We start from the raw sequence: 12,988 nt of genomic DNA on the forward strand, positions 1-12,988 counted from the left end.
CGTGCCACGCACTCCCGCGAAACACAAAAAAAGCTTTCAGAATATTTATACGGGCTTTTCTCTGGCTGAACCGGCGTTCTATGACTAAAATGACGCCCGAAACCCACTTTTCCACGCCACTGACATCGGCGACAGAGGGTGTGAGTTTGAGTAGGAATATACCGTTTCTGAATTTATCCTTTACATTCTCCTATATCAAGAATTTGTTGGTAAACAATAAGTTATCCTTGTGAATATAAACGTCGCTAGTTTGTTAAACGGGAATTACATCCTGTTATTATTTGTAGTTTTAGCACTCGGTCTGTGCTTGGGGAAAATTCGTCTGGGTTCCGTTCAGCTCGGAAATTCTATTGGCGTATTAGTGGTTTCGCTGCTTTTGGGTCAGCAGCATTTCAGTATCAATACTGAAGCGCTCAACCTGGGCTTTATGCTGTTTATTTTTTGCGTAGGCGTCGAAGCAGGGCCAAACTTTTTTTCCATTTTCTTCCGTGATGGCAAAAATTATTTCATGCTGGCACTGGTGATGGTTGGCAGCGCCATGTTACTGGCCCTCGGACTCGGACGCGTATTCGGCTGGGACATCGGCCTCACCGCCGGTATGCTCGCCGGGTCGATGACGTCAACCCCGGTTCTGGTGGGTGCCGGAGATACACTGCGTAATACCATGGGCGGCAACAAACTGCTTGGTCCTGAACTGGATAACCTGAGCCTCGGCTACGCCCTGACCTATCTCATCGGTCTGGTCAGCCTGATTTTCGGCGCTCGTTATCTGCCAAAGCTGCAACATCAGGATCTGCCCACCAGCGCCCAGCAAATCGCGCGCGAGCGTGGCCTGGATACCGACAGTAAACGTAAAGTCTATCTGCCGGTGATCCGCGCCTATCGCGTCGGACAAGAACTGGTCGCCTGGGCAGATGGCAAAAACCTGCGCGAACTGGGGATCTATCGCCAGACGGGTTGTTACATCGAGCGTATCCGCCGTAACGGTATTCTGGCGACTCCGGATGGCGACGCGGTATTACAGGTGGGCGACGAGATCTCACTGGTCGGCTATCCGGACGCACATTCACGCCTCGATCCGAGTTTTCGTAACGGCAAGGAAGTTTTTGACCGCGACCTGCTCGATATGCGCATCGTGACCGAAGAAGTGGTGGTTAAGAATAACCACGCGGTCGGCAAGCGTCTGAGTCAGCTGAACCTCACCGATCAGGGCTGTTTCCTTAACCGCGTGATCCGCAGCCAGATTGAAATGCCTATTGACGACAGTATCGTGCTGAATAAAGGCGATGTGTTGCAGGTCAGCGGCGATGCAAAACGGGTGAAAAGCGTGGCTGAGCGTATCGGGTTTATCTCGGTACACAGTCAGCTCACCGATTTGCTGGCCTTCTGCGCCTTCTTTATTGTCGGCCTGATGATCGGTCTCATCACTTTCCAGTTCAAAAACTTCAGCTTCGGCATCGGTAACGCTGCCGGGTTATTGTTCGCCGGGATCATGCTCGGCTTCCTGCGTGCTAATCACCCTACTTTCGGTTATATCCCGCAGGGCGCGCTGAACATGGTGAAAGAGTTTGGCCTGATGGTCTTTATGGCGGGTGTCGGCTTAAGCGCAGGCGCGGGTATCAATAACGGTCTTGGCGCGGTAGGCGGTCAGATGCTCATTTCCGGCCTGATTGTCAGCCTGGTGCCGGTGGTGATTTGCTTTATCTTCGGGGCATACGTTTTACGCATGAACCGCGCTTTGCTGTTCGGAGCCATTATGGGCGCACGTACCTGCGCCCCGGCAATGGAGATCATCAGCGACACGGCACGCAGTAACATTCCGGCACTCGGTTATGCAGGAACTTATGCCATTGCTAACGTATTACTGACGCTCGCCGGTACGTTGATCGTTATCATCTGGCCGGGGGCATGACGTAACCTGTTGAACAATAATGTGGCAAAAAAAAATCAATCCCTTTTTTAAATTTTTGCCACATCATACGAACTTTTAACGTTAGCCAGAGTCTTAATTAGTGCCACTGCTTTTCTTTGAAGTCCCCAAATTTGGAGAGCCCGTCAATCCCGCCTGTTTAGGTTCAAGATTGCCGGGTTTTTTCTTTTCTGCTTTACAAAACAAACCTTTACTGCTTATTTCTCGTTTTCAATCACCCGCACCAGCGTTCCGTCGATGTCGATCATCGCGCCCATTCTCAGCCCGGATGGCTGCATGGTTGGCAGGTGGATACGCGGATGAGCGGTGTCGTCCTGCCCTATTCCGGCAGCAATTAAAGCATCAAAAAAATCACCGGCATTATCGACACGCAGACAGCAACTGAACCAGCTGGTGAGCGGATCAACGTCCGTATGCAGGAAAAACTCCAGCGTAATCGTGCCGCGGGCCATGATCAGCCAGCCGTCATCAACATACGTCGTGGTGAATCCAAAACTGCTATAAAAACGCTGGGTTTTTTCGAAATCACGTGAAGGAAGATTGGGTGTGGCGTAATCCGTCATCCTGGCCTCAGTGGTGTGTTGAATGTCACGCCATGATGCCTGAGCAAAAAGGATGAGGAAAGAGAAGGTCTTAACTATGTCATTCCCTGCCAACAGGCAGGGAATCAGACACATGAGACGCGGAGCTCCGGAATTAAAGGGGCATGGCGTTTTTATCAGAACGGATACATCAGACCGGTAGCAACCTTGTCCTCGGGTTATTACATGATCCGCTCGAGATGTTGGCCTTTTCCCCCCAGACGTCCGTCGGTCTGATTCCATTCCTTCTCGTACGCCTGATAAGCAAATATAAAGGCCTGATGACCGTCTTCAAATAACTGATCGGGGCGTTTATGCCAGCCGGAATAAGCATCGTAGCGTAAAATCTCATAGCCGCCCGCAACCGGATGTAAAAGGTAGGTGTAGTGTTCACAAAATTCCGGTGCATAAGGAATATCTTCCCGCGCTTCCAGTGTGATAAACAAACCGCCGAGGCGTAATTTAATCATTGATATCCTTTTTCATGATCCACAACCTGGTGGTTTGAGTGGCGGTCACATAAGCCGTCTCAGCGACACAATGCATCCCCTGACGCTGATAAAAGCCGATAGCGGGCAGATTACTTTGCAATACGTCCAGCCAGAGAACGGGCTGATGATGATTTTTTGCCACGCGTTCAGCGAAAGCGAAAACGTCCGTCCCCAGGCCGCGCGAACGGTTCTCTGGCGTGAAATACAATTTGCATAACTTCGCCCCCCGGCCTTCTGCACCATCCGGCGACACATTAAAATGCAGCTTAGCGAAACCGATGGCCTCCCCCTTATCCTGCGCAACCAGCCAGCAATAATCATGGCTTTTAAGGCTACGGGCTATCACCTCATCACCAAAATCTTCCGCCAGGAAAGCATCCAGCTCTTCATCGTTTTGCCATAAACCACCAAAATAATGGCGATACGTTTCCCGCCCCAGACGCTGCAACAGGCGTAAATCGCCAACTCTAGCTTCACGAATCTCCATTATGACACCTTTTGTGAAATCATTCGTTACATCTGCCTGTCGTCCCGCAACAGGGTAAGACAGCCGGCTTAAGGCTTCCTTAAGTTCTTCTCTTTACACTCTATTTCATCGTGAAACTATACCGTTATTCAATGAAAGCGGATATTCAGACGATGCACCCTTTACCTGCCGGACAGCACAAATTAACGTATTTGAAATTTTTTTGTGCTGTCAGCGCTTTCCCGGATTCTTTTGATGGCTATTTTGGCCTGTATAACTGAGGGTAGTATTATGGAGCAACTAAATCATTTGGTTTTTCTATGGATTAACGCGACACCGGCTTCACCGAAAGCGCTGATTCACCTTGCTACTTTTCTGGCCAATGACCTGATTATGATTGTCCCCCTGTTGATTATCGGCTTGTGGCTGTGGGGTCATCAGGAACGTATCGGTCAGCAGCGTGAGATGATCAGCAAGACAGCTATTGCGCTCCTTTTTGCGATGACAACGGCTAAAACGTTTTCTATGTTATTTCCGCATGCCCGTCCTTTTGTGGAAGGTGTTGGTTATAACTTCCTGCATCATTCACCGGACGACTCCTTCCCGAGTGATCACGGCACGGCCAGTTTCACCTTCGCACTGGCCTTTCTGTTCTGGCACCGACTCTGGTCAGGTGCGTTACTGATGGTAACCGCCTTATCGATCGCCTGGTCACGCATTTACCTTGGCGTGCACTGGCCGCTGGATATGGTGGGCGGGTTCCTGGTCGGTATGCTGGGTTGTCTGTTCGCGCAACTGGTGTGGAATTTGTTCGGCGAACCGATTAACGCGCTGATGTGTAAGGTTTACCGTTTCGGTTTTGCGTTCCCGATAAAAAAAGGATGGGTTCAGCACTGATCGGCTCCCCCGTTCAAAGCAAAAAAAACGAGGCCACCTGCGCCTCGTTTTTTTATGTCGGCAGATGATTATTTACCGAAGATGCTGCCCCACAACCCACTGATTTTCATCATCACAAAGTCCCAGATACGGCCAATAAAACCGGTTTCTTTCACTTCCTGCAATGCCACCAGAGGACGCTGTTCGATAACCTTGCCGTCCAGACTGAAATCGACCGTACCGACCACCTGATTTTTCGCCAGCGGTGCCTCAAGCTGCGCATTAGTCAGATGGAAGCTGGCCTTGAGATTTTTCAGCTGGCCTTTCGGCATTGTCAGCGAGGCATTTTCAGCCACGCCGAGCGGCACCATTTTCTCATCGCCAAACCAGACGCGCTGACTGGTAAAGGCATCACCCGCTTTAATCGGCGTGAGTGTTTCGTAGAAACGGAACCCCCAGGTCAGCAGGCTTTCGCTTTCGTTGAAGCGGATCCGGTCACTTGGTGCGCCCATCACCACGGCAATTAAACGCATGCCGGTAGAATCGCTGGCAGACGAAACCAGATTATAACCCGCACCTGATGTGTATCCGGTTTTGATGCCGTCAACGTTCAGGCTGGAACTCCACAACAGGCGGTTGCGGTTAATCTGCTTGATATGATTGAAGGTGAATTCTTTTTCTTTGTGCAGTGCATATTCATCCGGCGTATCGCGGATAAGCGCCTGCGACAACAGGGCCATGTCAGTGGCGGAGGTATATTGTCCGTCAGCATCCAGTCCGTGAACGGTTTTGAAATGCGTGTTTTGCAGCTTTAGTTGCTCAGCATAGCGATTCATCAGGTTGACGAATGAATCCTGGCTACCCGCCACAAAATCGGCCAGCGCAATACTGGCATCGTTACCTGACTGGATCACGATACCTTTGTTAAGCTCAGAAACCGGTACATGATCGCCCGGTTTGAGGAACATCAGGGAGGAGCCGCGCAGCACCGGGTTGCCGGTTGCCCAGGCATCATTACCGACGGAGACCAGATCATCAGATTTGATTTTGCCGGATTTGATCGCCTGTCCGACCACATAGCTGACCATGATTTTACTCAGGCTTGCCGGGTCAAGACGCGCATCGGGATTAGATTCCGTCAGGATCTTCCCGCTGTTGTAATCCATAAGCACCCAGGATTTGGCATTAATCTGAGGTGCGACCGGGGCGTTATCCGCCTGAGCGGCAGGAAGCGCCAGCAGCAAAACTCCACCGCCCAGCGCGTAAATGAAAGTCCGTTTGAATTGGGAAGAAATTGTCATAGGTATCAGCGCTTTTGTCCGGGTAATTGAAATTTATCTTATCTTTCAATCAGATTGTGCAACTCTGTCAGGTGTAGAACCTACTGCTTTCCGGGTCGGGAATAAACCTAAATAGTGTAAAGATCTTAAGAATAGTAGAAATTTCCGCTGCTTGCGCAAATCCAACTGGCGATAAAACCAGCAGTAAGCACTTGACCATTTCATTCAGATGGGACAGTTTATCTGTAAATAGCATACAAAATATCTATATCAATAAAGGGCTTATTCACCACGTTTCCCTCCGCGGCTGAACAGGTACAGGGCATCAATGACAGGTCTGTTGTTAAAAGCGCTGACTGGCGCACTGGTCGTGATTCTGATCGGCGTATTGTCTAAAACCCGCAACTATTACATTGCCGGTCTGGTTCCGCTGTTCCCCACGTTTGCCCTGATCGCCCATTATATTGTCGGCACAGAACGCAACATTGAAGCGCTGCGCACCACCATTATTTTTGGACTGTGGGCGGTGATCCCTTACACAGCGTATCTGATTTCTTTGTATTTTTTCATCGGCTCAATGAAACTGCACTACGCCCTGTTCGGTGCTGTGGTCTGCTGGTCACTGGCAGCATGGTTACTGATAAGCCTGTGGACGCGCTTTCATGCCTGATGAAGACCGCGTGACAATATCAGTCATAAAACCCTCAGGATGTAAACTTGCATGAGGCTGCTTGCATTCCGCTGAATGACGTCTGGCACAACCTGAAGTGGTCATGCTGCACGCATTTGCAACAGACTGCATGCTGAGGGTTACAGCCAGAAATCACGGATAAAATCTTCGTTTTCACGCGTCAGTTCGTCCCGGATAAAATCAATGAACTGACGCAGTGAGGCCGGGCGTCGTTTACCGGCCGGTGACTGCAACTGCAACGTGCGCTGGCTGAGTTGCTCAATGTTGACCGGTTTAACGCGTAACCTGTCGCGGCGCGCTTTGTACATAATGGAAAAATGGCTGCATGCCGCAATCGCGCCCGGCGTCTGTACCATAAAATCGTACAGGGTGGAAAAACGGTTACAACTCACCGCAGGCTCAAGAAAAATGCCATTCATCCGGCAGGATAAATCAAACAACTGGCGAATGGTGCTGCCCTGCTCGTTCATCGCCAGCGGGTACGGATGCAAATCCGTCAACTGCACCTCAGTTTCCGCCAGCGGATGATCCGGACGCATCACCATCCGCACCGGTGCGGGGAAAGACGCCAGAATATCCACGCCGCGCTCCGCCGCCAGACTGAACTGCAACGCCAGATCCACTTCGCCGTTGTGGATCATCTCTGACACTTCTACCGCCGTGCCGACGTTGAGATAAAACATCACCCCCGGGTTGTTCAGCCGGAACTGTGAAAACAGTTGCGGCAACAAATCAAACGCCAGTCCGTCAGTGCAGGCCATACGGATCACCGTGCGGCGCACCGCGTTCAGCCCCTGAATTTCTGCAATGGCGTGCTCCATCTCCATCATGCTTTTGCGCACATGGTTTTCCAGAATCTGTCCGGCATCGTTGAGCACCATACCCCGGGCATGGCGCTCAAACAGCGGTGCGCCGATACGTTCTTCAAGGCGCTGGATCTGGCGACTGATGGCAGAGACGGCGACAAATAATTGCCTGCTCGCCGCACTCAGCGAACCGGTATTTGCCACCACCAGGAAATAGCGAATTTCCGTACTTTGCATAACCGTCTTGCCTCATAACTGTGCAAACCAGCATTACAATAAAAGCAACGCTAAGTTGCAATTATTATTATTGTGGCAACGCTTGCGCAGCGCTTAGAGTGAAACTGCTAAAAAAACCAACAATAAATCCTCAAAACATTTAAAAGCAGGTTATTCATGACAGCGGAAAATATCGTAGAACAGGCATTAGCCTGGTTTGATCAGGGTGAATATAAACGAACGTTGGCACGCAGGGTGGCTATTGCCACTGAAAGCCAGAGTCAGCTGCGTGATGCAGAACTGGCGCGTTATCTGGATGAAGAGATTAAACCGGCACTTTCAGCGATGGGTTTCAGCCTGCTCAGCATTGAAAATCCTCATGCCGTCAACCGACCTTTCCTGATTGCTACACGCATCGAAGACAGCAAATTGCCTACCGTACTGAGCTATGGTCACGGCGACGTGGTGTTCGGTGACGATGAGAACTGGCGCAGTGATCTGTCGCCGTGGGTGTTGAAAGAGGAAGGCGATCGCTGGTACGGACGCGGCAGCGCCGATAACAAAGGCCAGCACAGCGTCAACATTGCGGCACTTGAACAAATCTTTAAAGCACGCGGCGGGCGCCTCGGCTTTAACTGCAAACTGCTGTTTGAAATGGGTGAGGAAATCAGCTCTCCCGGGCTGGCAGAACTTTGCCGCGACTATTATGACGAACTCAGCGCCGATATTTTTCTGGCATCCGACGGCCCGCGCCTGAGCGCTGCACGTCCAACGTTGTTTCTGGGTTCGCGCGGTGCGGTAAATTTCCGTCTGAGTATCCATGCCCGCGACAACGCCTATCACTCCGGTAACTGGGGCGGTCTGCTGACCAATCCCGGCATCCAGCTTGCCAATGCGCTGGCCTCGCTGGTGAATCAACAGGGTCAGTTACAGGTGGCAGCGCTTAAACCTCCTGCTGTCAGTGATGCAGTGCGGGAAATTCTCAGTGATGTTGAGGTCGGGGGTGACAAAAACGATCCGCAAATCGACCCGGACTGGGGCGAGGCCGGGCTGACACCCACCGAGCGTTTATATGCCTGGAATACGCTGGAAGTACTGTCATTCCTGACCGGCAATCCGCAGCGTCCGATGAACGCCATCCCCGCCAGCGCTACGGCGGTCTGTCAGTTGCGTTTTGTGGTTGGCACTGACTGGAAAAACCTGACAAAACATGTCCGTGATCATCTACATGCGCACGGTTTCCCGCAGGTAGAAGTGGAATTTATGCGTGGTTCGCCGGCCACCCGTTTTGACCCGACCGACCCGCTGGTGGGCTGGGCGCTGGATATCATGCAGCAAGCCACCGGCAAAAAACCGGCACTGCTACCGAACCTCGGCGGTTCACTGCCCAATGACGTCTTTGCCGATATTCTCGGCCTGCCGACGTTATGGGTGCCGCATTCCTATCCGGCCTGTGGTCAGCATGGCGTCAACGAACATATGCTGCTTTCCGTCGCACGCGAAGGGCTGGCAATCATGACCCACCTGTTATGGGACTTCGGTGAGCACGGCACCGCCCTGCTCGCTCAGCACAGTGATCATGCCGGAGGTGCCCGATGAGCCAGTTAACGGCTTCACCCAACGCAACAGGCAATGCGGCAGATAAACCGGGCCTGATGAAAACCCTTTTTGCGACCTGTATCGGTAACGCGCTGGAATGGTTTGATATCGCGATTTACGGTTTTTTCGCCAGCTATATTGCTCATGCCTATTTCCCGACATCCGACCCGACCGTTTCCCTGTTACTGACATTCGGCAGCTTCGGCGTGTCATTCCTGATCCGCCCGCTCGGTGCCATTGTGCTGGGCGCTTATGCGGACAGGCACGGGCGCAAAGCCTCGTTGCTGTTATCCATTAGCCTGATGATGGCCGGCGGCCTGATCATCGTGATCACGCCGTCTTACGGCACTATCGGCATGGTGGCTCCGCTGCTGATTCTGGCGGCTCGTCTGATCCAAGGTTTTTCAGCGGGTGGCGAATTCGGCAGCTCTACGGCTTTTCTGGTCGAACACTTCCCGGAACGCAAAGCATTTATCGCCAGCTGGCAATTCGCGACACAGGGTGCGAGTACACTGCTGGCATCAGCATTCGGACTGGGCTTATCGGCAGTGCTGAGTGAAACACAACTTCAGGACTGGGGATGGCGGATCCCGTTTATCTTCGGACTGCTGATCGGGCCGGTGGGTTTGTATATCCGCCGCCATATCCGGGAATCGGACAGTTTCAGCAAGGCCAGGAAAACCGCCTCGCCGTTGAAAGAAATCGTGCGGGCGCAAAAAGGTCTGTTCTTTACCGCGATTGGTCTGATGGTGGTCTCTACTGCCATTAACTATATGCTCAACTACGTGCCGACGTACGCGACCAAAACGCTGCATTTACCCGCGTCGGCGGGGTTCAGCGCCACGCTGGCAGCCGGGATTATCCTGACAGTAGTGACACCGGTGATGGGATTGTGGGCGGAGAAAATTGGCCGTCTGCCGCTGATGTGGGGGTCGCTTATTTTGCTGTTGCTGACCGTGTATCCGGCGTTCTGGCTGATGCTGCAACATACCTCCGCGATGTCCTTGCTGTTGCTGATAAGCTGGCTGGCACTGCTGAAATCGGTGTATTTCTCCACCGTGCCGTCGATGATGGCTGACCTGTTCCCGATCACCACCCGCGCCAGCGGCATGGCGATCAGCTACAACGTCGCCGTAACCGTGTTCGGTGGATTTGCGCCCTTCATCTGTACATTGCTGATTTCCGCCACCGGCAGCAGTCTGGCACCGGGCTACTATCTGATGATGGTGGGTTTGCTCAGCGTCTGGGCATTGTTCAGGGCGCAAAGAACCCAGCACTGAGGGATCTGACAGGCTGAATCTGAGGCGGGCTAAAATGGCCCGCCTTTTTTATTGACTTAATCCTTCAACGGCTAAGTCTGCGGTGCCACTTTCAGTAATTTGCCGTCACGATCGTCAGTCAGTACATAAACAAATCCGTCAGTACCCACCTGCACTTCACGAATACGTTCCTTGCGGTCACTGAGTAAACGCTCTTCATGTGTGACTTTCTCCCCGTCGAGTGTCAGGCGGATCAGCGACTCTGACGCCAGCGCGCCGACAAACAGCGAGTTTTTCCATTGCGGGAATTTCTGCGCATTATAAAACGCCATGCCACTTAATGCCGGTGAAACTTTCCAGTAATAAATCGGATCTTCCGCGCCTGCTAACGTGGTGCCTTTGGCCTCCGGGATCGGCTGTCCGGAATAGTTGATCCCGAATGTCGCCAGCGGCCAGCCGTAGTTTTTACCGGCTTTCGGCAGATTCACTTCATCGCCGCCGCGCGGACCATGTTCGGTTTCCCACAACGCGCCGCTCCACGGATTAACCGCCAGCCCCTGCGGATTACGATTACCGTAGGTCCAGATTTCCGGTTTCGCACGTTTGTCGTGAACAAACGGGTTGTCCTGCGGCACCCCGCCTTCCGCTGTCAGACGTAAAATTTTGCCTTGCAACTGGTTGAGATGCTGCGCGTTAATGCGCTGGTTATTGTCACCGGTGGACAGAAAAATATTGCCCTTGTCATCAAATGCAATACGCCCGCCGAGATTAATGCCGCTTTGTAAGGCCGGTTGCTGAACAAATATGACCTTAAAATCTGCCAGGGTTTTATTGTCCGCCGACAATGTGCCATAACCCAGGGCGGCATGTGGTTCACCCTTTTCTCCCGGTTGCGCAAATGACAGATACACCCGGCGGTTACTGTCAAAATCAGGCGATAAGCGCACGTCCCACAAACCGGCCTGTCCTGCGACCCAGACGGCCGGTACACCGTTCAACGGCGCAGACAATCCTGAGTCCGGCTTCCACAGCCGCAGTTGTCCGCTGCGTTCGGTAATCAATGCCCCCTGATTATCGGGTAAAAAAGCCAAAGACCAGGGGTGATCGAGCCCCCTGGCCAGTTCCGTTACCTGTGCGCCGGCCAGCGGCGGTGGAACGGGGGATTTCGGGGCGGCACAGACGTGGGTGGTTAACATCATCGCTATAAAAGCAGGCAGTAATGTGTCGCGCAAAGAAAATGGCATAGCGCTTCTCCCGAAGTGATTTTTGCAGGTGAAGAGGAAAACATGAGAATCACAGACAAAATTCAGTTTAGGCCATGTCCCTGATTTTGCTCAGCGGTTGCGTACGGCTATAACCTACAGGAATAACAGCGCTGCGAAATATAATAACAACAAGGCATTCCCTCTTTTGTAACATACCGGTAAACTGCCCTCACAGAATAGACGTCCAGACAGACAGACTTCTGCACATCCTCAATCTGGAAAGCCGCATTGCCTTCCCGGATTTACGCCCAAAAACACCAGAAAAAACATCGCGTCCGACGGAGCTGTTCAATAATGAAAAAAATATCCGCCTCCCTGCTGGCATTAAGCCTGTTTTCCGCTCTGCCGGCGTTCGCTGCCGGTGAAACACCCGCGCCGGTTCCTGCGGTTATTGCTCAGCACAACGGTCCTGTGCGCATTGCGGTTATCCGTAATCTGGGCTCCGACGATAACACCACGCAGTTTCTGGCCGGTGCCATTAAACAGGGACGCGCGCTTGGCTTTAAAGTGGATACTTTCCTCAGTAATGGCGATGACGCGAAATTTCAGGATTTCGTTAATCAGGCTATTAGCCAGAAATACGACGGTATTATCCTGTCACAGGGGCGCGGCCCGTATTCTGAGGCGCTGGTGAAACGCATCGCGGCAGCGGGTATTGCGGTGTCCGCATTTGATACCGAAGTGCCGGAAAACATTCCTGGCGTTACGGTCACCCGCCAGGACGATGCCTCGCTGGCGAAAGCATCTGTTGGTCAGCTGGTGAAAGATTTCAACGGTAAAGCCAATATCGTCAAATTGTGGGTGGCCGGTTTCCCGCCAATGGAACGCCGCCAGAAAACCTACGAAGCGATTTTGAAAGAGAATCCGGGCATTCATCAACTGGAATCTATCGGCGCAGTCTCTTCTGATGTGCAGGGCGATACCGCAAACAAAGTCGGTGCAATTCTCGCCAAATATCCGAAAGGGCAAATTGACGCTATCTGGGGTGCATGGGATGCCTTTAGTCAGGGCGCATATAAGGCGCTGAAAGAAAATGGCCGTACCGAGATTAAACTTTACAGCATCGATGTGTCGAACCAGGATTTACAGCTGATGCGCGAAAAAGACAGCCCGTGGCAGATGACGGCTGCGGTGGACACACAGCTGATTGGTGCGGTTAACCTGCGAATTGTGGCACTCAAAATTGCCGGCGAGAAAACCCCGGCAACCTATGAATTCCCGGCGCAGACAATTCCGCAATCTTTGCTGCTTAGCCAGCCGGACGGCATCAACGTGACCGGACTGAGCAAAATCATTCCTGGCTGGGGTAAATCTGCAGATTTCACCGCACCGTGGTTTGCGACGCTGGAAGCCAAATACAAAAAATAATCCCCTGGACCTCCCGGAAACGGGAGGTTTTTTCAGCATTTTACGGGTCTATATCAGGCGCTTCCCCTCACTTTTCCCGCTCAACATTCCCCCGTTTGCCTTGTGCGATCACAGAAATAAAGAAACATAAATTCAGAAACAAAAATCTCAATAGCCGCAG

12 protein-coding genes are annotated in these 12,988 nt (G+C 52.2%); 6 read left to right on the forward strand and 6 right to left on the reverse strand.

All coding sequences use genetic code 11. The annotated features are described in order from the left end of the window. Positions 1-229 precede the first annotated feature (229 nt). Positions 230-1,912 (forward strand): aspartate:alanine antiporter, encoded by a 1,683-nt coding sequence (locus tag ACOZIO_RS02995; protein WP_129951515.1) that lies wholly within the window; start codon positions 230-232, stop codon positions 1,910-1,912. Positions 1,913-2,127: 215 nt separating this feature from the next. On the opposite strand, the gene ACOZIO_RS03000 is transcribed toward ACOZIO_RS02995, so the two are convergent. From ACOZIO_RS03000 to ACOZIO_RS03010, 3 genes are all read right to left on the reverse strand, one after another. Then, positions 2,128-2,493, reverse strand: coding sequence for a bleomycin resistance protein (locus tag ACOZIO_RS03000; RefSeq protein WP_129952121.1), 366 nt, complete (start codon positions 2,491-2,493; stop codon positions 2,128-2,130). 200 nt (positions 2,494-2,693) lie between these two features. Beyond that, on the reverse strand, positions 2,694-2,981 hold the full coding sequence (locus ACOZIO_RS03005; protein WP_421594920.1) for a hypothetical protein: 288 nt from the start codon (positions 2,979-2,981) through the stop codon (positions 2,694-2,696). Beyond that, positions 2,974-3,489: a GNAT family N-acetyltransferase gene (locus ACOZIO_RS03010; protein WP_421594921.1), complete on the reverse strand. Its 516-nt coding sequence runs from the start codon at positions 3,487-3,489 to the stop codon at positions 2,974-2,976. The genes ACOZIO_RS03005 and ACOZIO_RS03010 overlap by 8 nt, the downstream gene beginning before the upstream one ends. Before the next feature lie 270 nt (positions 3,490-3,759). Between ACOZIO_RS03010 and ybjG the strand changes: the two genes are divergently transcribed. After that, the gene (ybjG, locus tag ACOZIO_RS03015) at positions 3,760-4,365 is read left to right on the forward strand and encodes an undecaprenyl-diphosphate phosphatase (RefSeq protein ID WP_129951518.1); all 606 of its coding nucleotides are present in this window, start codon (positions 3,760-3,762) and stop codon (positions 4,363-4,365) included. 68 nt (positions 4,366-4,433) lie between these two features. Here ybjG and ACOZIO_RS03020 read toward each other — a convergent pair whose 3' ends face one another. Further along, positions 4,434-5,645: a serine hydrolase gene (locus tag ACOZIO_RS03020; RefSeq protein WP_129951519.1), complete on the reverse strand. Its 1,212-nt coding sequence runs from the start codon at positions 5,643-5,645 to the stop codon at positions 4,434-4,436. A 307-nt stretch (positions 5,646-5,952) separates the two neighbouring features. On the opposite strand from ACOZIO_RS03020, the gene ACOZIO_RS03025 reads away from it, so the two are divergent. Next, the gene (locus ACOZIO_RS03025; RefSeq protein ID WP_129990372.1) at positions 5,953-6,294 is read left to right on the forward strand and encodes a GlpM family protein; all 342 of its coding nucleotides are present in this window, start codon (positions 5,953-5,955) and stop codon (positions 6,292-6,294) included. 140 nt (positions 6,295-6,434) lie between these two features. On the opposite strand, the gene ACOZIO_RS03030 is transcribed toward ACOZIO_RS03025, so the two are convergent. After that, positions 6,435-7,358, reverse strand: coding sequence for a LysR family transcriptional regulator (locus tag ACOZIO_RS03030; protein WP_421594922.1), 924 nt, complete (start codon positions 7,356-7,358; stop codon positions 6,435-6,437). 156 nt (positions 7,359-7,514) lie between these two features. On the opposite strand from ACOZIO_RS03030, the gene ACOZIO_RS03035 reads away from it, so the two are divergent. After that, complete coding sequence (locus ACOZIO_RS03035) at positions 7,515-8,936, forward strand: M20 family metallopeptidase (protein WP_217138323.1); 1,422 nt, start codon at positions 7,515-7,517, stop codon at positions 8,934-8,936. Continuing rightward, positions 8,933-10,216: an MFS transporter gene (locus tag ACOZIO_RS03040; protein WP_421594923.1), complete on the forward strand. Its 1,284-nt coding sequence runs from the start codon at positions 8,933-8,935 to the stop codon at positions 10,214-10,216. The genes ACOZIO_RS03035 and ACOZIO_RS03040 overlap by 4 nt, the downstream gene beginning before the upstream one ends. 71 nt (positions 10,217-10,287) lie before the next feature. Here the strand turns inward: ACOZIO_RS03040 and ACOZIO_RS03045 are convergent, their stop codons facing one another. Next, positions 10,288-11,439 (reverse strand): PQQ-dependent sugar dehydrogenase, encoded by a 1,152-nt coding sequence (locus ACOZIO_RS03045; RefSeq protein WP_421594924.1) that lies wholly within the window; start codon positions 11,437-11,439, stop codon positions 10,288-10,290. Between the two features lie 315 nt (positions 11,440-11,754). Between ACOZIO_RS03045 and ACOZIO_RS03050 the strand changes: the two genes are divergently transcribed. Beyond that, on the forward strand, positions 11,755-12,828 hold the full coding sequence (locus ACOZIO_RS03050) for a sugar ABC transporter substrate-binding protein (RefSeq protein ID WP_235172925.1): 1,074 nt from the start codon (positions 11,755-11,757) through the stop codon (positions 12,826-12,828). The last annotated feature ends 160 nt before the right edge of the window (positions 12,829-12,988 follow it).

Source organism: Rahnella sp. PD4, from assembly GCF_049199325.1.
In the GTDB taxonomy this organism is placed as follows: Bacteria; Pseudomonadota; Gammaproteobacteria; order Enterobacterales; family Enterobacteriaceae; genus Rahnella; species Rahnella perminowiae.

Coding starts and splice junctions, on each gene's coding strand:
- ACOZIO_RS03020 (WP_129951519.1), bottom strand. CDS start 5,645: ATGACAATTTCTTCCCAATTCAAACGGACTTTCATTTACGCGCTGGGC.
- ACOZIO_RS03035 (WP_217138323.1), top strand. CDS start 7,515: ATGACAGCGGAAAATATCGTAGAACAGGCATTAGCCTGGTTTGATCAG.
- ACOZIO_RS03045 (WP_421594924.1), bottom strand. CDS start 11,439: ATGCCATTTTCTTTGCGCGACACATTACTGCCTGCTTTTATAGCGATG.
- ACOZIO_RS03030 (WP_421594922.1), bottom strand. CDS start 7,358: ATGCAAAGTACGGAAATTCGCTATTTCCTGGTGGTGGCAAATACCGGT.
- ACOZIO_RS03040 (WP_421594923.1), top strand. CDS start 8,933: ATGAGCCAGTTAACGGCTTCACCCAACGCAACAGGCAATGCGGCAGAT.
- ACOZIO_RS03010 (WP_421594921.1), bottom strand. CDS start 3,489: ATGGAGATTCGTGAAGCTAGAGTTGGCGATTTACGCCTGTTGCAGCGT.
- ACOZIO_RS03005 (WP_421594920.1), bottom strand. CDS start 2,981: ATGATTAAATTACGCCTCGGCGGTTTGTTTATCACACTGGAAGCGCGG.
- ACOZIO_RS03000 (WP_129952121.1), bottom strand. CDS start 2,493: ATGACGGATTACGCCACACCCAATCTTCCTTCACGTGATTTCGAAAAA.
- ACOZIO_RS03025 (WP_129990372.1), top strand. CDS start 5,953: ATGACAGGTCTGTTGTTAAAAGCGCTGACTGGCGCACTGGTCGTGATT.
- ybjG (WP_129951518.1), top strand. CDS start 3,760: ATGGAGCAACTAAATCATTTGGTTTTTCTATGGATTAACGCGACACCG.
- ACOZIO_RS03050 (WP_235172925.1), top strand. CDS start 11,755: ATGAAAAAAATATCCGCCTCCCTGCTGGCATTAAGCCTGTTTTCCGCT.